This window comes from Brachybacterium sp. AOP24-D1-21 (assembly GCF_052378665.1).
Lineage (GTDB): Bacteria > Actinomycetota > Actinomycetes > Actinomycetales > Dermabacteraceae > Brachybacterium.
This window is the reverse complement of the sequence record NZ_JBQSXX010000001.1, coordinates 2,283,113-2,300,624: the sequence shown is the minus strand read 5'-3', so window position 1 is coordinate 2,300,624 and position 17,512 is coordinate 2,283,113. Positions and strand designations below refer to the sequence as shown.

The following is a 17,512-nucleotide window of genomic DNA, read 5'->3' as shown; positions in this document are numbered from 1 at the left end:
GGGAAGAGCCTCCAAATAGATCACCGGATAGAGCGCGTCCAACGGCCGCTGCTGCCAGGCAAGGACCTCATCAGCGACCTGATCGGTGATCTTCGAGATCGTCTCGTGAGAGAGATCCGTGCCGATCGTGGAGGCGAGATGGTGCTGGATATCGCGCAGCGTCATCCCTCCGGCATAGAGCGAGATGATCATGCCATCGAGCCCATCCAGCCGGCGTTGCCCCTTAGGGACCAGCATCGGCGTGAACGAGCCATTGCGATCGCGAGGGATCGCTAGCTCGAGATCCCCGACCTCGGTCCCGACCGTCTTCGCCGACGTGCCATTACGGGAATTGTCATGCAGCGACGCCTCCGCGTCGCCGCGGTCATAGCCGACATGCTCGGTCAGCTCCGCGTCCAGGCCGCGCTCGAGCGCGGCCTTCAACATCCCACCGATCAGCCCCTGCTCGCCCGTGAGCGCCTCACCGGCATCGATCTTCGCAAAGATCTCATCCAACGCGCCCGACGACTTCAACCGATCAGCGATCTCCTTCTGCTTCCGGCGACGCTCCTCACGCTCCGGATTCGCTTTTGTCATAGTCACAGTCTGTTCTCCTTCGAAACGGGACCACCCCGCTTACACAGACCATCTGACATGCTCGGGGGCAGTCTGGTGACCCGCATGTGACCGCCGCAATCCAACTGTTCGTCTGGTCGGTTGCCGATCCTGTCCACTACAACCAGCACGGCATGTCCGGGGACGACCACTACATCACCCGCGCCCCCGCAGCGAACCGGCTCCAGATCCTCGCGAACCTCGCTCAGATGCGAGCAGAAGCCAACGCGAACCATGCGGTGAACCCACAGGTTGCGCTGTCGATCACGATGACCGATCAGTACGCGGGAACTCTCACGGTGTCTGCTTCCCCGGCGAGCCTGTCGGGAACGGTCACGCTGACGAACGCCGTGTTTGCCGACGGGCAGAGCAGCCGGACGCTTGGTCCGGGCAGTTTCCCGATCACCGGCACCCCCGCCGACGGAGTCCCCGCCTACCGGATCGAGGCAGCAGCGAGCGTTCCCAGCAGTGGCCTGGGCGCACGTGTGAACCTGTACGACACGCCAGGTTCTCAGCGGCTGCTGGGCGGTGCGTCACCGATGGGACTCGACGCGCACGCGCAGTCCCCTGTGATAGAGCTCGACTTCCAGCCCACCATCACCACCCAGGTGTCCTCCCGGTTCGTCGCAGAAGGTGACACATTCCGCGACCAGGTCACGGTGGGCGTCTCCAAGGGAACCTGGATCCACCTGGACGGGAAGCGGATCGCAGTCGTAACGACTGGAACCTTGTATGGTCCGTTCGATGAGCAGCCCACTGAAGCCGACACCGCGCCGACCGGAGCACCCATCGCCGGCGTCGTGGAACTGGAGTTGACCGGCACCGGAAGCTATGCGGCGCCGGAGACGATCACCGCGACCGAGTCCGGGTTCTACACGTGGGTATGGCAGATCGACAAGCGCGCACAAGGGGACGTCGCGAAGTACCTCACGGACTCGTTCACCGACCGGTTCGGGCAAGTCGCCGAGACCAGCATCGTTCCCTTCCAGCCCATCGCGGTCTCCAAAGCGAACCAACGTCTCGTCGTACCCGGCGACGCGGTCACCGACACGATCACCGTATCCTCCAGCAACGGGGTCTGGTTGAAGATAGACGGCGAGTACGTGCCGGTCATGTTCGAAGGCACCGCCTATCAGGTGCCCGGCACGCTGCCGCCGATGCAGGCGCCCGCCATCGACCCTGCAGCCGTACCAGTGGGGACAGTGACGGTCACCGCAACCGGCCCCGGCACGTATACCTCTCCCGAGGTCGTGTTACCGAACGCCGGGTTCGTGACCTGGGTGTGGCAGATGCGTCTCGCCTCCCAGCCTGACGGTGTGCGCGACTACATCGCCTCCGACTGGGCCGACGAGTACGGCATCCCGGTCGAGTCGACCAGTGTCCGCCATCCGGTCGAGATCACCAGTCAGCTGCGCGAGTACAACGTCCACGACGGCGGCCGCGCGTTCGACACGATCGTCACCTCGGGGTTCCCCGCCAACCACCCCGACTTCACCGGCGACGGATACTGGGGCCCCGATGCGAAAGAGGTCACCCACACCGTATACGGGCCGTTCGCCACAGACACCGTCCTGACCGACGACCTCGACCTCACAGACCAGCCTGAGTTGACCAGCATCATCACCCCAGCCCGCAACGGCGTCTACCAGATCGGGTACACCGATGAGGACCGGATCACGCCGACGAAGCCGGGTTACTACGTGATCGTCAGCACGTTCGAAGGCGACGACCGCGTCCAGCCGTTCCAGTCCTCCCCCGCTGACGTTCGCGAACGCTTCTACGTCCCCGAGACCCCCGCAGCCGAACTTCCGGTGACGGTAATCACGCAGGCCACGCCTGCTGCGCTCGTCGGCGAACCCTTCCAAGACACCGCCCTCGTCCAAGGCACCGTCCCAGAAGGAGCGTCTCTCGTGTTCCGCGCCTACGGTCCCCAGCCCGAAGGCGAGACCCCGGTATGTGATGTGGAACCGTTCTTCACCAGCCAGCAGATTCCAGTTCCCCACGCCGGCGTCTACTACTCGGGCAACACTGCAGCGCAGTCGGCAGGAAACGTGTATTGGGTGGAGACTCTCTACGACGTCGACGGTGAGGTGCTGTCAGAAGGGAAATGTGGCGCGCCAGGTGAGGCTACTGTCGTGACCAATGGCGAGGAGCTGAAGGTGACTACCAAGGCAGTCCCGAACGTTGTACTCGGAAACCCGGCACACGACGTCGCTATCGTCACCGGCCCTATCCCCGAGGGCACCAGCCTGGTGTTCGAGGCATACCAGCAGGACGGTGACGAACCGGTCTGCGATGCCGAGAATCGCGTCTTCGACACCCTCGAGAACCCGATCGCCGTGACAAGGCCAGGCGAATACCGTTCAGCGGAGGTGGTGTTCGAAAAGATCGGCACCTACTACTGGATCGAGACACTCCTGAACGCGGAGGGTGAGAGCATCCACCGAGGCATCTGCGGTGCCCCCGGGGAGACCACCACGGTTTCCGAAGTCCAGATAACGCCGAACTATCCAGACACGGAAGCTCCGCCCAGCGAACTTACCCAGACCGGCGCGAACGGATGGCTGATCGGCCTTGGCGCGTACGGAGCGCTCGCCCTTCTGGCCAGTGGCGGAACGCTCCTGTTCGGCCGCCGCCTTGCCAAGCGAAGCGAGGCCGCCGGATTCGTGAGAGAGGAGGACGGTGAAGATGAGATCGTGACGCTCGAGGAACTGCTCGACCAGTAGCAGCTCGACCGAAGTTGGCGGGTGGGTGGCGAAAGCCGTCCGCCCGCCTTCGCATGTCCCCTGCGGAGAAGGTTGACAGGGCGCCAGCGATTAGCAGGGTCGGCGATCGCATGTGCTTGCATCCCCCGTACATCTTGTGTGAGTGATTGCACTCTTGACTGGATATTTTCGTGCCTGTCAGACGCGCACGACTGGCCTACTGCGGTCGCGGGAGGTAGGTGCCCGGGGTTTGACCGGTGGTCCGGTGGAACGCGGCAATGAACGCGCTGGGTTTGCGGTAGCCGACTGCTCGGGCGGCGGCGGCCACTGGTGTGCCGTCTGCGAGCATCGGGATGGCGGCGCGGATGCGGACCTGGGTACGCCATTGGGCGAAGCCGAGTCCGGTCTCGGCGCGGAACAGCCGGGACAGGGTTCGGACGCTGGCATGGACGTGGTCGGCCCAGGCGGTGAGCTCGCGCTGATCGTCTGGGTGGGCGATGAGCAGCTCGGCGATCGCGCGAGCTCGCGGGTCGGCGGGCATGGTGACGTGGATATGTTGCGCTGGCAGCGGGGTGAGCAGCTGGAACATGAGTGCCTCCGCGGGCGAACGGCTGGGATCGTCGGGAGCGATGCGATGCAGATGGGTGATGATCTCGCCCAGCAGCGAACCGACGGCGAAGCTGGTGGGCTCGGTCCAGGCGAGAGGGCTGCCGTCGGCAGCGAGGGTGATCGTCGTCATCTCGCCGGCGTGCAGCACCGCACCGGAGTGTTCGATGCCGCCGGGAACCCAGAGCCCATAGCCGGGCGGGATCAGCCAGTCACGCCCGGCGACACTGCCGATCAGCGTCGCGGTCGAGCTCCACGTCAGCATCGGCTCCGGGTGTGCGTGCAGATGCAGGAGCTCATGGTCCTGCGCGGTATCGCGGTCGATGCTCAGGACGGGCGAGAGCACCGGCTCCACCAGGTTGGCCGTTTCGGGGTACTGGTTGGCCTGTGCGCGCATGACGGCCATTCTAGTTTGGAAATGCCGAACTTGAACCGACGTGAGGAGCGCGCTGATGACCGATGGGATGACGGAGACCGCGAACGAGCGGTTCTCGCCGGCGCTGCGCCGCGCGATCGGCGTGGTGATGATCGGCTCCTCGCTGTCGTTCCTGGACACGACGATCGTCAACGTCGCCGTGCACAGCCTCGCAGGCGGCCTGCACGCGGGGCTGGACTCGGTGCAGTGGGTGATCACCGCCTACCTGCTCGCGCTCGCGGCCGTCATCCCGGTGACGGGCTGGGCGGCACGCCGGTTCGGGGCCGCGCGGTTGTATGTCACCGCGCTGGTCGTGTTCACCATCGGGTCGGTGTGGTGCGCGTTGTCGCAGAGCCTGGAGATGCTGATCGCCGCCCGGGCGCTGCAGGGCATCGGGGGCGGGATGATCATGCCCGTCGGGACGATAATCTGGACCGCGCACGCCGCCAAGAGCCAGATGGGCAAGGTGATCGCGTTGCTGGCGATCCCGATCATCTTCGCCCCCGCGCTCGGGCCTGTCGTCGGGGGTCTGCTCATCTCCGGGCTCGGGTGGCAGGCGATCTTCTGGCTCAACGTCCCCATCGGCATCGCGGGCATCGTGCTCGCCCTTCGACTCCTGCCGATGGACAAGGGCGCAGACGCGGGACGGTTCGATCTGCTCGGTCTGATCCTGGCGTCCCTCGGGATCGTGGGCATCACCTACGGCCTGGCAGAGATCGGCGTGGCGGGAGGCCTGGACACGAATGCTGTCGCCGGGCTCCTGGTCGGGGTGCTCGCCCTGACCGGCTTCGTCCTGCACGCCCTCCGGTCGAAGCATCCGCTGCTGGATGTCCGGCTGTACGCCAATCGGGAGTTCACCGCGGCAATGATCGCCACGTTCGCTCTCGGTGCGGCGAACTACGGGGGCATGATCCTGATGCCGTTGTATCTCCAGACCGTCCGGGGTGAGGATGTGATCATCGCCGGGCTGCTGGTCGCACCGACCGCGATCGGCGCGCTGATCTCCGCACCGTTCACCGACCGCTTCGGTCCCGGGATCACCTCGTTCACGGGCGCCGCGATCCTGACGGTCGCGACCATCCCGTTCCTGTTCCTGACCACCAGCACGTCGTACTGGCTGCTCTGCGTCGTCATGGTCGTCCGCGGCGTCGGATTCGGCCTGTCGATCCTCCCGACGATGACCGCGGCGTACCAGGCCCTGCGGCCGGAGCAGATCCCCGACGCGACACCGCAGCTCAACATCCTCCAGCGCGTCGGCGGCGCGATCGGCACCGCCGTGCTCGCCGTCGTCCTCACCGGTCAACTCCACCACGGCACCACGCCGGCCGAGGAGGCTGACGGATTCTCCACCACATTCTGGTGGGTCCTCGCGATCACCATCATCGCAACCATTCCGACTCTCCTGCTCGCCTACACCGAACGCAGCGCCCGCCAACGTGGCAACCGTGGCCGGGCTCGAGGAGGCCGCCGATAATCGGTGAGGGCGCCGGTCAAGGTGGCGCACACTCGTCGTTCGGCGCCTCGGTCGTCGTCCGTGTCGGGCGGGTGGGCAGGAACCAGGACAGCGTGTCAGCGAGGACGCAGATACCGGCGGCAGCACACAGCGTTGTTGCCTGGCCGCTGACCGTCGGCTGGTCGTCGCCGCTCGCGTAGCGGATAGCGTCCATTTCTTCACCCGTGTTCACGGGATTTGAGTGCGCCGGGGCCATTGGTGGTCGCCGCCCGATGTTCGCGTTGTTGAGCACGCGGGTCAGGTTCCGAGCCGCCAGGCGCTTGCGGCGTCTTGCTGCTGCCAGAACTCGGCGAAGCGGCCGCCGGCGGCGAGCAGTTCGGGGATGGTGCCGTCTTCGACGACGCGGCCGTCTTCCAGGAACACGACGCGGTCGGCGGAGCGAATGCTGCTGAGCCGGTGCGCGACGATCACGCGGGTGCGCGGGATGGGGTCATTGCTCAACGCGGCGGCGACCGCGGTCTCGTTCTCGGTGTCGAGGGCGCTCGTGGCCTCGTCCACGAGCAGGACCGGTGCTGGCTTGAGGAGCGCGCGGGCGATGGAGACGCGCTGGCGTTCGCCGCCCGAGAGGCTGCCGCCGGCTTCGCCGACCCGGCTGTCCCATCCGTCCGGCATCCGGCTCACGAGACGATCAACCCGGGCCAGGGCGGCGGCCTCGCCCAGTCGCTGCTCGTCGGCGTCCGCGTCTCCGACGAGCACGTTGTCGCGGATGCTGCCGTCGAAAAGGTAGGGGTGCTGGAACACCACGCTGACCAGGTCACGGCGCGCGTCGACGTCGAGGCTCCGCAGTTCCTGCCCGTTCACGAGCACGGCCCCGGCGTCGGGGTGATGCAGTCCGGCGATGAGGGCGAGAACGGTGCTCTTGCCCGACCCGGATGGACCGACGATCGCGGTCGTCGTGCCGGGCTCGAAAACGAGATCGAGATCGTCGAGCACGCGTGGTCCGTCGGCCGCGTCGCCGCCATACCGGAAGTCGACGTTGCGCAGTTCGATCCGCGGTGCACCGGCGATCTCCACCTGGGCCTCGCCCGCGGGCTCCCGCGGGGCGTCGAGAACTTCGCGGATGCGGCGCAGCGTGCCGGTGACCGTCTCGAGCCCGGGTGAGAGCTCTGCGAACACGGTGAAGGATTCCAGGTAGCGCACGATCACGACGATGAGAGCGATCGCCTGGGGGATGCTGAGGGCACCCTGGATGGTCAGTATCACGGCTGTGCCGGCGAGTGCGAGGAGGGCGAGCTGGCTGGCGAGCCCGAAGAGCAGCTGACCGGGGATCTGCAGGAGCAGCGTCTTCATCGTGGCGTTGTGCGCGGTGGCCAGAGCCGCACCGGCGTGGCTGCGGGCCGGTTCGACCCGCCGCGCGGCACGGAGCGCCTGCTGGGTGCGGGCGAACTCCAGCACCCGCTCGGTCAGGCTGGTGTTGGCGCGCTCGGCCGCCCGGTCGGCGGCGCGCCCGAGCCGTCCCGAGACCCAGAACGCCGCGAACAGCACGACGATCCCGACCAGGGCCGCCACGCCGAGCTGCCAGGCGATGGGCACCAGCACGAGGGCGATGACCAGCGGGAGCAGGATCGCGCTGAGCAGCGGGGTGACGAAGTAGACGATGACGCCGACGAGATCGGGGCCGGTGGTGGCCACGGCCTGCCGAGTCGTGGCGGTGTGCTCGGCCGTGAACCAGTTCAGGCGGATCCCGATGATCCGGGCCGCGAGGGTGCGCTGGCCATTGTCGAGGATCCCGAAGCCCAGACGATAGGCGAGCTGCGCCGCGGCCCAGTCGACGAACCAGCCGGCGACGGTCACCACCGCCAGCAGCCCTGCCCACGGCCAGGCGACGGCGGGATCCTCGCTGAACAGTGCGGCGATCAGCGGGATGAGCAGCACCACCCCGGCCGCTCTCAGGATGACGCCGAGTGTGGTCAGCACAAGGTGCCGGGCGACCCGACCGGCGCTGCCTGCGGGCAATAGTGCGAGCATCGAGCGGATCATCGGAGTTCTTCCTTCCCGCTGACGGCGGACGCAGGTCGGCCAGCGTCCCAGAGCCGCCGGTAACGGCCGTCGCGTGCCAGCAGCTCCTCGTGCGTGCCGACCTCGGCGATCCGGCCGTGGTCCAGCACGACGACCCGGTCCACGCCGGTGATCGTGTGCAGCCGGTGCGCGATCACAAGCACAGTGCGCTCGGCGGTCAGCCGGTTCAGCGCCCGCTGCACCAGGTACTCGGACTCGGGGTCGGCGAACGCGGTCGCCTCATCGAGCACGAGCACAGGGGCGTCTGCGAGGAGAGCGCGTGCAATCGTGAGCCGCTGACGCTCCCCGCCCGACAACGCCGCATCCGTACCGAGAACCGTGTCGTATCCGTCCGGCATCCGCATGATCCGCTCATGGAGCTGTGCCGCGCGTGCTGCTTCCTCCACCTGCTCCCGGCTCGCGCCGGGGTCGGCGAGGGCGATGTTCTCATGCACGGTCCCCTGCACCAGCTGCGTCTGCTGGAATACGAACCCGACCCTGGCGTAGAGTTCGTCGGCGGTCAGCTCGCGAAGATCCCGCCCGCCGACACGGATCGCTCCGGTCTGGACGTCGTGGAAGCGAGCCAGCAGCGCGGCGAGGGTGGACTTGCCCGAGCCGGATGGTCCGACCAGCGCTGTGACGGTGCCCGGCTCCAGGATGAGGTCGACATCCTGCAGCACCGGAACCCCGGGCCGGTAGGAAAAGCCGACCCGGTCGAACTCGACACGGCCGGCCGGCTCCTGCGCACCGCCCGTCGCTCCCGGGCCGCTGTCCAGTTCGGGCTCGTCGAGCGCGAGCTGGATATCGCGGGCCGCGATCAGCCCCGTACGCAGCCCGCCCAGGCCGTAGCCGATCCCCAGCAGCCGCGCCCCGAACGTGGTGCCCAGCAGCAGGAACGGAAGAAGAGCGACCGGATCCATGCCCCCGGTCGTGACAAGCAGCGTGCCGAGCGCGCCGATGAGCAGCAGGAACGTCCCGGGACGGGTGACGAGGTCGATGAAGGTGCGCTGCCCGATCATCGGCTGCTGCCAGTCGCGCAGGAAATCGATGTACTCCCCGAGGCGTGCACGGAAAGTGGAGGCGGCAGCGCCGCCGAAGACTCGGATCACGGGCTGCCCCTCCAGGTACGCCCCGGCTTCGACGTTCGTCCGCTCCGCCCATTTCATCGCCAGCGACGTCTTCGGCCCCGACTGGGCCAACATCACCGCCATCCCGAGTACGTACGCCAGCACCGGCAGCAGCAGAGCCAGCGCGATCCGCCAGTCCACGACGAACAGGTACACCAGCACCGAGACCGGCGCGACCACCGCCGCGACCGCGTCCGGCACGGCATGGGTGACGAGGTAGTGCAACGCCAGCGTGTCATCCTGCACCAGCTGCTTGACTTGCCCCGAACCGCGCGCGTCGAACCAGCCCAACGGCACCCGTGCGAGCTTCGCGAGCAGCCGTGCGCGCAAGTCGCGGGCGAAGCGCGCGTCGACCGCATGCATCCAGAGCATCAGCGCAGACGACAGCAGCACCCCCGCGCCCATGAGCACGGCCGCCCAGATCCCGAGGGACCACAGGGCCCCGCTGTCGGCTCCCGTCAGCAGCACGCGGGCCAATTCGACCAACAGCACGAAGGGAGCGAGCTGGGTGAGAGTGACGATCGTCTGCAGGACGCCGCCGACAACGAGGGTCGCGCGAAGCGGGGAGATCAGCCGGCCGCCTGCCTGCGCCCGCCAGGAGCCTCGACGCGCCCCCGGCGCCATCATGCTCGAGACGGTGGACTCTTCCGCGGCGGCCGGCTCGCCGGCGGCCTGCCCGAGGGGAAGTTCCACGGGCGCCGGCTCCGGGGCGGCTTTGGAGCGATTCGATCCGAATGGGCGACCGTAATACCAGTACGCCTGGGCATGGGTCTCGCTGCGCGGGAACCCGAACTCCTCGCGCAGCCGAGCGCGCAGCTGCTTGAGCGACCCCGACTCCGGAGCTGCCCACGCATACCAGTCCGACCAATCGCGGGCCTCGATCGCCGCCGCGAGCGAGGCCTCCCCGCGACGCGGCACCCAGTACACGGCGGCCCGCGGGTGCGGGGCAAGCGGGATGAGGCGGTCGGTGTCCTGGTGTTCCTCCAAGTAGACCTCAACCGGCACCTCTGCCGGCACCACCCCCAGGATCCCGTTGATCGCCGGGATCGACGCGGCATCCCCGATCAGCAGGTACCCGGCAGGCAGGTCTGCAGGAAGATCGAAACGGGTGCTACCGAAAGGCGTCACCTGCACCGTCATCCCGGGCTGGGCGCGCTTCGCCCACGCCGACGCGGGACCAGCCGGCTCGTGCAGCACGAAGTCGACCGCGAAGTCCCCGGTAGCCTCATCACCCTCGGAGAGGGTGTACCCGCGCTGATGCTCGAAGTCCTTCCCCTCATGATCGGGGAACCAGAACCGCACGGCCGCGGTCGGGGCCAGCACATCGCCTCGCAGCAACGTCGCCGAGTGCATGCGCACCCGCAGAAGCCCCGGTGAGATCAGCTCGGTGGCTGTGACCGTCGCCTCGTGATCACGCGCCCCATAGGCGCGCATCACCACGCCGCCGAATCCTCGCTTGGCCATCACAGCCCCTTTCCTGCGGCATCCAGTGCCGCCCTGATCTGCTCGGGAGAGCGCCCGGGAGGCGCCGCAGCCACGAACGCCCGCACCGCCGCACCCAGCCACAGCCGCACATACTCGTCGGCACCCACGTCCGGGAGCCCCCAATAGGCCTTTCCCAGCCGAGGATCGTCCCCCATCGCAGCCAAGGCGTTCTCCTCCTGCCGCGCACGCCCCTCGGCTCGTTGCCGTTGGAGGTCCTCCGCGGCTGCATAGCCGATCGCGACCGACGCAACCGCCGACGACAGCACGACCGCCGCATCCGCCGCGTAGCCACGCCGACCCAGCGCCTCGACCTCGGCAGCGAGCAGCCGCCGGCCGCTCTCACCGCGCGGGAACAGCGTCTGCACATAAGCCGCCAACCCCGGATGCTTCAGGATGAACGATCGCAGCCGAAGCCCCAACGACAGAAGATGCTGCGCCGTCTCCTGGGAGGGCTCATCCGGCAACTGCAGATCCGCGAGGATGTTCTCACCTACCAGGCTCTCCAAGCCCCACCGTCCGTCCACATGCCGATACAGGGCAGTCGAGGACACGCCCAGCCGAGCGGCGACGGCGTTCAGGCTGAGCTGATGCAGTCCGATCTCCCGGCCGACACGGACGATGTCCCCCATCTCGATCTGACGGGGACGCCCCCCGATTCGTCTCATATCGGCCTCTCCGGAAAGTTACCACCAATAACTAAGGCTAGCCTAACGAGGCTCTTCGCGGTTCGTGGTGAATGACCCTGCTGTGGCGGGTATTCACGCTACGGTTCTCGCGGCGCTGGTGAGCAGGATACGCGTCCGGTAGTTCTCCGCGTTGCGGAATCCGCGGCCGGTGCGTTTGATGTTCTTGATGCCGGTGTTGCCCGCTTCGACCTTCGCGGTGGTTGCGCCGGTGACGATGAGGACCTCGATGGCGTCCCACCAGGTCACGACGGTGTCGTAGAGCTTCGTGGCCTCGGGCATGTTCGCGATCTGGACGAAGTAGCCCATCCGCATCCGCTCCTGCCAGGCCTGGGCGAGAGTGTCGGTGGCCAGCAGGCGTCGGAGCTGCTCCTTGATGCCCCAGGAGGCCGAGAGCTCGTCGGTGGGGTCGTCGGTGCGGAACACCCTCTCCAACCGCTCCCACGCCCTCGGGGTCAGGGTGTCGCCGCCGCGCAGCAGCAGCATCCGGTGGGCCCAGGCCGGGTCGTCCTTGCGGCCCCGACGACCGCGATGGGTGCGGGCCAGGCGCTGCCTGACGGTGGTGACCATGTCGTTCCCGAGCTTGACCAGGTGGAACTTGTCGACCGAGACCGCGGCGCGAGGCAGCCAGGTCCGCAGCGCCTTGCGGAACGCGGCCGAGGGATCGATCGCGACGATCTCGATCCGCTCCCGCCACTGCTCAGAGCGCTGCGCGAGCCAATCCCCGACGGCCCTGGAGTCCCGGCCGTCGACGATGCCGAGGACCTGCCCGGTGGCCAGGTCGACCAGCGTCGTCATCCACGGCTCGAACCGTCTCCAAGCGCCCTCGTCGGTGCGGAACCAGCGCACTGACCGGTAGCGGTGCTCATCGACCCCCAGACGCCTGACCCGCACGTCGTCGACGTCAGGCAGGACCACTGCGGCGGCGCTGAGGGCGGCCTGGACCAGCCACCACGAGACGCCGTGGGCCCGGGCCACCTCGGAGGCTGCACGGCCGGAACGGATCACGGCAGAGACGACCTGGTCCCGCAGTCGGGTCGTCGAGCGTGCGTATCGCGGGATCTGCTCGGTGGCCTCGGCGAACGTGCCCCGGGCACAAGCCGGCTCCAGGCAGAACCAGCGCCGCTTGGCCCACACCACCACCGCCGCGCCAGCGACGGGAACGTCCCGGACCTGCTGTGACCGTCGGGAGTGGACCTTCGTCGCGAGCACCCCGCAGGACGGACAGCCCGGCGGGACGGTCGAGGCGATCACCACCCGCCGGCCACCATCGGGCAGGTCGACGGCATCGATGACGCGGTAATTGGGCAAGTTGAAGATCGTGCTCGCAGCATCACGCTGCGAACCAGTACTCTCGTGCACAGGCTCGTGGTCCTCTGAGATTCGGATGTCTTGACAACACCCATCACAGCAGGACCACGAGCCGTTCTACGTCAACGACGCGACGCTCCCCATCACCACGAACCGGGAAGAGCCGGTTAAGAGGCTCTTCGCAGATGAGGGTGTAGCTGCGGAGTGTGGGGTGGGCGCGTCGGTGCCGGGATAGACGTCGAGGTCTCCCGATGATGGAAGTTCTCACGCTCGCCATCAGGAAGACCTCGACGTGCCCAACGCTACCTTCGACAGCCCCGATTTGACGACCTTCGCGCGCCTGGACGAACTCGGTCTGGTCGCCGTCGGTCAACGCCTCTCGGCCGAGCGGGCGGTGCTCGAGTGTCGACTCGCGGAGGAAGATCCGTGGTGCCGCGCCTGCGGGGCGAGGTCGACCTCGCGCGGCACGATCACTCGTCGCCTCGCTCACCAGCCGTTCGGCCACCGCCCCACGACCCTGCTGGTGCGGATCCGGCGCTACCGGTGTGATCACTGCGGCAACCGCTGGCGAGAGGACACCACCGCCGCCGCGCCCGAGCGGGCGAAACTCTCCCGCGGCGGGATGCGGTGGGCACTGGAAGCCCTGGTCATCGATCACCTCACGATCGCAAGGATCGCCGCCGGGCTCGGGGTTGCCTGGCACACCGCCAACGACGCCGTCCTGGCCGAGGGCCAGCAGCTGCTGATCGATGACCCAGCCCGCTTCGACGCCGTCCGCGTGATCGGTGTTGACGAGCACGTCTGGCGCCACACCCGGCGCGGCGACAAGTACGTCACCGTGATCATCGACCTCACCCCAGCCAGGGACAAGACCGGCCCGGCGAGGCTGCTGGACATGATCCCCGGCCGCTCCAAAGCAGCGTTCAAGGCCTGGCTCGAGGCCCGCCCCAAGGCATGGAAGGACCGCATCGAGGTAGTGGCGATGGACGGGTTCACCGGATACAAGACCGCCGCCGGCGAGGCCCTCCCAGGCGCGGTCGCGGTCATGGATCCCTTCCACGTCGTCCGCCTCGCCGGAGACGCACTGGACGACTGCCGACGACGCGTCCAGCAGCAGCTCCACAAGCGCAGGGGCCGCAAGGACGACCCCCTCTACAAGACTCGCCGCACCCTCCACACCGGCACCAAGCTGCTGACCGACCGCCAATGCCAGCGCCTCAGCAGCCTGTTCGAGCGAGAGAAGCACGTTGCGGTCGAGGTGACCTGGGAGATCTACCAGGCGATGGTCGCCGCCTACCGAGAACCCGACCGGGCGAAAGCCAAAGCGAAGATGGAGAAGCTCATCACCGCGCTGAGCAAGCGCGTCCCGGACGCCTTGCCCGAGCTGGCCAAGCTCGGCCGAACACTGACGAAACGCGCAACCGACGTGCTGGCCTTCTTCGACCGACCGGGCACCAGCAACGGTCCGACAGAGGCGATCAACGGCCGGCTCGAACACCTCCGCGGCTCCGCCCTCGGATTCCGCAACCTCACCCAATACATCGCCCGCAGCCTCCTCGAAGCAGGAGGCTTCAGACCCCACCTACACCCTCAAATGCGATGAGCCTGTTTGCGTCGCGCCGTACTGAGGATCGCATCGCCAGTGTCGGGCGACTGTCCCTGGGGGGGCCGTGATCCGGCCCGGTGCGAGCGCCGATTACCCTCCCGCAAGAGCGCTGATGGCCGTCGCCGTATGGCCAGTCGGCCCCCGGCTGGCGAATACGCCGAGCAGCGCTGTACGGATCGCGGCGGGCCCCTCCGACAGGTCGATCTGACGGATGGCGAACGGGATGCCATCCAGCACCAGATCCACGTCGCGTCCCGAAGGCCCCTCGACAAGGGCACCCAGCAGAACGGCCCGGGTCTGCCCCTCGAACCCGCGGCTGAAGACCGTTGCGTAGGAGTACAGCTGTCGCACGTACCCCGGCTTGAGCATCGCCTTGCCCTGATACCAGTCGAAGATCGGCCCGAACTTGCACTCGATCACCGTCTGCTGTCCGTGCCCACGCACGAGCACATCCGAATTCAAGCGGGGCATGAGGGCTCGGGCGTCCGCGTCTCCTTCTGTGGGCCACTCCCGGCGTTCACCCTTCACCGAGTAGCCCTCCGGCCCGACGTGATGACGGTAGAAGCCGCGGACGGCCTCTTCGAACAGCCGGCGGAGTGCATGCTCGTTCCGGAGGATCACGGGCAGTTCACTCATGCCCGGGGAATGCTCCGGGGCGCACATGTCTCTGACCAGCTTGCTCATGAGCACGAGCTTTTTGTCCGTTGCATCGAAGTGACCGTACTGTTCCGTGGACATCTGCGCCGCTGTGGGGTCCATGGGCAAGACCCCGCTTCGCTCGAGCATCTGGGCAGTGGTGAGGCAACGGCGGCGGACATCAGAGGAAACGGCTCTGCGTGCTGCACGCCGCAGGGTGACGAGCATGTACCTATAGCGCGGGAGGTCGACGGTCTGTTCTTGGTAGCGGCAGAGGATTCGGCCCGATTCCATGAGCCGGCCCCGGGCGGTCCCGAGATGGTCGATCCGGCCGCGTACGCGAGTCAGCGGGTCGGCACGAGTTCGGTAGCCTCGCGCAAGCATCGCTCGCACCCGCGCGTCCACCTGCACTGCCAAGACCTCCGCCAGAGCGTCCAGGAGGTCGTTGTCCCGCTCGCCGCTGAGGAGCTTCTCCTTCTCCTCGGCCGTGAGCTTGCTGAGCAGATCGGAGGCGTACAAGAGCAGGAACCACACGCTGCGTACCGTGATGCGAGTGCTTCCGGCGCCGGCGATGAACATGTCAGAAATCCGCGCGCAGCTGGCCGACGATCTCGTTGACCGTCTCTGGATCGTCGTGCCAGTACTCTGCCAGCTGCGGGCCGACCGAGGACTCCACGACAGCGGAGAACCAGGACTCGAACTCGCTGGCCTCCGGCTCCGCAGTGAAGTACGAGTGCCCAATCCGGAACGACGGCCCCAGACCGGGGTCCTCGGCGATCGCATCGTTCATCGCGTTCACCCGCCTGGCCGCCTCTTCGATGTGCGCACTCGACGCAGTGCGGAATCGCGAAGTCAGATGCTTCTTCCACGCCTCGTTCAGCTGGGGCTCGAGCTCGAAGAAGGCGAAGCGCCGGCGCAGGGCGAAGTCCACCAGAGCCAGCGACCTATCCGCCGTGTTCATCGTGCCGATGACATGGAGATTCGGGGGCAGCGAGAAGCGCGCCTCCCCCGCGCGCATATAGGTGAGCTCGAGCGCGTCATCGTCATTCCGTTTCGTGGCTTCGAGCAGGGTGAGCATCTCGCCGAGCGCCTGGGCCGGATTCCCACGGTTGAACTCTTCGATGATCATGACGTGCGGGATGTCCGGGTATTCCCTCGCTCGCTGGGCGTGCTGGAGAAGTGGACCGTCGACCAGCGTGAGAAGGCCATCCCCTCCGGGTCGCCAGCCACGTACGAAATCCTCGTACGACGTCCCAGGGTGGAACTGCACCGACCGCACGGCCGCATCGAGTTTCCCGCCGATGAGGGCGTATGCGAGTCTACGTGCGAGCCATGTCTTCCCGGTTCCGGGCGGACCCTGGAGAACCACGTTACGTGTCGCCTTCCAGCGCTCGATGATCGCGCGCAGCTCGGCGACCGAGTGGAATGCTCCGTCCTCGATGATCGACTCGACGGAGTACTCCACGTCGAACGCCTCCCCCGGATGAAACTCCTCAGGTTCTTCGACGACGTCGCCGTCATCCAGCCAGTAGGAAGTCAGCGGTCCGTTGTAGAAGTCCGGGGTCGTTCCTGGTTCGGTCCCCATCCATTCCCGCAGCGCAGCCAGATCGGCATCGAGATCACCCGATGCCGGTCGCTGGGTCTCTGCGGGGAAGAACGCATTGACGATGTCCTTCTTGTGCCGCTCCGAGACGATCGGAAAGAAATACTGGGGGTGTCCGAGGTAGATGAGCGATGCGCGAAGAGAAGGCTCGGCCGTGCCCGGCGCACTCAGCACAACATCTCGCCAGGCCAGGGGATCCTCGAATGCTGCATCGAGTTCCTCCTGGGACAGCGTTCGCAGGTAACGTACGACCTCGATGACCACGACCAGCTGGTAGTAGCGCCGGGTCCCGGACGCAGTACCTCCGTGGAAGATCGGAGAGTCGAAGGCGTCCAGGACCTCCGCAGGGATCTGGTACTCCACCTCTGCCTCGCTGAGGACCCGTTCAAGGTTGGCGATCTTCTTGGCTTTGCGGAACTGCACAAGCGGCAGCATCTGCAGCAGGAAGATCTCCGCGAAAAGCACGCGGACGTCGTCATCGACCCCGGCGAGCTGCTTGTCGAGCTTCGGAAAGAACGAGGCTCCGGAGACGTCCGGCTGCTTCACGAAGCGCTCGACGAGCGTCTCGATGTTCTCGTTCGTCCAGACGTCGTGGTCGGTGAGGACCGATCCGCCGTTCCTCGCAATCGAAAGGATCCGCGCGCCGGCCTCTGCCACTGGGCCTTCGTGCTCGATGATTGAGAAGTTCGGTGGATCGGCCTCGATCGGTCCCCGGCCCGCGAGGGCCTCACTCTCCTGCTCAGCGTCGAAAGCCGCCAATGCTTCCGCGAGCTTCGCTTCGGAGACATTGCCCCGCTCGACGTTCCATTGGCCGACGAAGGCGATGTCATCGCGATCCAATCGATGGCGTGCGTACTTGGTGCGATCCGGGTACCGCTCCCGAAGGAGTGGACGGATGTGCCCACTCGCGACGATTCCTAGGGATTCTGCAAGCTTCTGGGGCACCCATGTGGTCATGGCATGACGGTACCGGTCTGCTACGACAGAACGGCAGAACGAGCTCGCCCACGTACGGAGCACAGCACGGGGAGCTAAGGGCCGGGGCCTTCTGCTCACAACAGCACCCGCCGCAGTACGAGTCCCCCAATCTGCACCGCTCTGGACCCCGACAGCCTGGCAACCCAACCCCTGTTGCCAGCTGATCGCGCGTCGGTAGCTCGATGCCGGACGACATCACCGCTTGGTCCAGTGGACCTGCTCAGGCCAAAAGTGGCACTCGAATGTTAGGTT

Annotated in this window: 11 protein-coding genes and 1 pseudogene; 3 read left to right on the top strand and 9 right to left on the bottom strand. The window is 67.0% G+C overall.

Translation table 11 applies throughout. The features are described from left to right. Positions 1 to 3: 3 nt before the first annotated feature. A pseudogene (locus ACT3UF_RS10250) lies at positions 4 to 576 on the bottom strand (transposase); the annotation flags it as partial. Positions 577 to 662: 86 nt separating this feature from the next. Here ACT3UF_RS10250 and ACT3UF_RS10245 point away from each other — a divergent pair. Beyond that, positions 663 to 3,320, top strand: a complete 2,658-nt coding sequence (locus ACT3UF_RS10245; protein WP_444502792.1) for a hypothetical protein — start codon at positions 663 to 665, stop codon at positions 3,318 to 3,320. Between the two features lie 196 nt (positions 3,321 to 3,516). Here the strand turns inward: ACT3UF_RS10245 and ACT3UF_RS10240 are convergent, their stop codons facing one another. Continuing rightward, on the bottom strand, positions 3,517 to 4,302 hold the full coding sequence (locus ACT3UF_RS10240; RefSeq protein WP_444502791.1) for an AraC family transcriptional regulator: 786 nt from the start codon (positions 4,300 to 4,302) through the stop codon (positions 3,517 to 3,519). 55 nt (positions 4,303 to 4,357) lie between these two features. Between ACT3UF_RS10240 and ACT3UF_RS10235 the strand changes: the two genes are divergently transcribed. Continuing rightward, complete coding sequence (locus ACT3UF_RS10235) at positions 4,358 to 5,794, top strand: DHA2 family efflux MFS transporter permease subunit (protein ID WP_444502790.1); 1,437 nt, start codon at positions 4,358 to 4,360, stop codon at positions 5,792 to 5,794. Positions 5,795 to 5,810: 16 nt separating this feature from the next. Here the strand turns inward: ACT3UF_RS10235 and ACT3UF_RS10230 are convergent, their stop codons facing one another. The 5 genes from ACT3UF_RS10230 to ACT3UF_RS10210 all read right to left on the bottom strand — a co-directional run bounded on the left by ACT3UF_RS10230 (position 5,811) and on the right by ACT3UF_RS10210 (position 12,488). Continuing rightward, positions 5,811 to 6,065, bottom strand: coding sequence for a hypothetical protein (locus ACT3UF_RS10230; protein WP_143738472.1), 255 nt, complete (start codon positions 6,063 to 6,065; stop codon positions 5,811 to 5,813). 5 nt (positions 6,066 to 6,070) lie between these two features. Next, entirely contained in the window at positions 6,071 to 7,813 is a 1,743-nt protein-coding gene (locus ACT3UF_RS10225) for an ABC transporter ATP-binding protein (RefSeq protein WP_087133136.1), read from the bottom strand. Further along, positions 7,810 to 10,422 carry an ABC transporter ATP-binding protein/permease gene (locus ACT3UF_RS10220; protein ID WP_444502789.1) on the bottom strand — a complete coding sequence of 871 codons (2,613 nt, stop codon included), beginning with the start codon at positions 10,420 to 10,422 and terminating at the stop codon, positions 7,810 to 7,812. Before ACT3UF_RS10220 ends, ACT3UF_RS10225 begins: the two co-directional genes overlap by 4 nt. Then, the gene (locus ACT3UF_RS10215; protein ID WP_444502788.1) at positions 10,422 to 11,072 is read right to left on the bottom strand and encodes a TetR/AcrR family transcriptional regulator C-terminal domain-containing protein; all 651 of its coding nucleotides are present in this window, start codon (positions 11,070 to 11,072) and stop codon (positions 10,422 to 10,424) included. The genes ACT3UF_RS10220 and ACT3UF_RS10215 overlap by 1 nt, the downstream gene beginning before the upstream one ends. 129 nt (positions 11,073 to 11,201) lie before the next feature. Next, positions 11,202 to 12,488 carry an ISL3 family transposase gene (locus tag ACT3UF_RS10210; RefSeq protein ID WP_073884858.1) on the bottom strand — a complete coding sequence of 429 codons (1,287 nt, stop codon included), beginning with the start codon at positions 12,486 to 12,488 and terminating at the stop codon, positions 11,202 to 11,204. Positions 12,489 to 12,729: 241 nt separating this feature from the next. Between ACT3UF_RS10210 and ACT3UF_RS10205 the strand changes: the two genes are divergently transcribed. After that, positions 12,730 to 14,040, top strand: coding sequence for an ISL3 family transposase (locus ACT3UF_RS10205; protein WP_444608306.1), 1,311 nt, complete (start codon positions 12,730 to 12,732; stop codon positions 14,038 to 14,040). 93 nt (positions 14,041 to 14,133) lie between these two features. On the opposite strand, the gene ACT3UF_RS10200 is transcribed toward ACT3UF_RS10205, so the two are convergent. Both ACT3UF_RS10200 and ACT3UF_RS10195 read right to left on the bottom strand, forming a co-directional pair. Continuing rightward, positions 14,134 to 15,258, bottom strand: coding sequence for a 5-methylcytosine restriction system specificity protein McrC (locus ACT3UF_RS10200; protein WP_444608305.1), 1,125 nt, complete (start codon positions 15,256 to 15,258; stop codon positions 14,134 to 14,136). A gap of 1 nt (position 15,259) precedes the next feature. Next, positions 15,260 to 17,239: an McrB family protein gene (locus ACT3UF_RS10195; protein ID WP_444608304.1), complete on the bottom strand. Its 1,980-nt coding sequence runs from the start codon at positions 17,237 to 17,239 to the stop codon at positions 15,260 to 15,262. Positions 17,240 to 17,512: the final 273 nt, after the last annotated feature.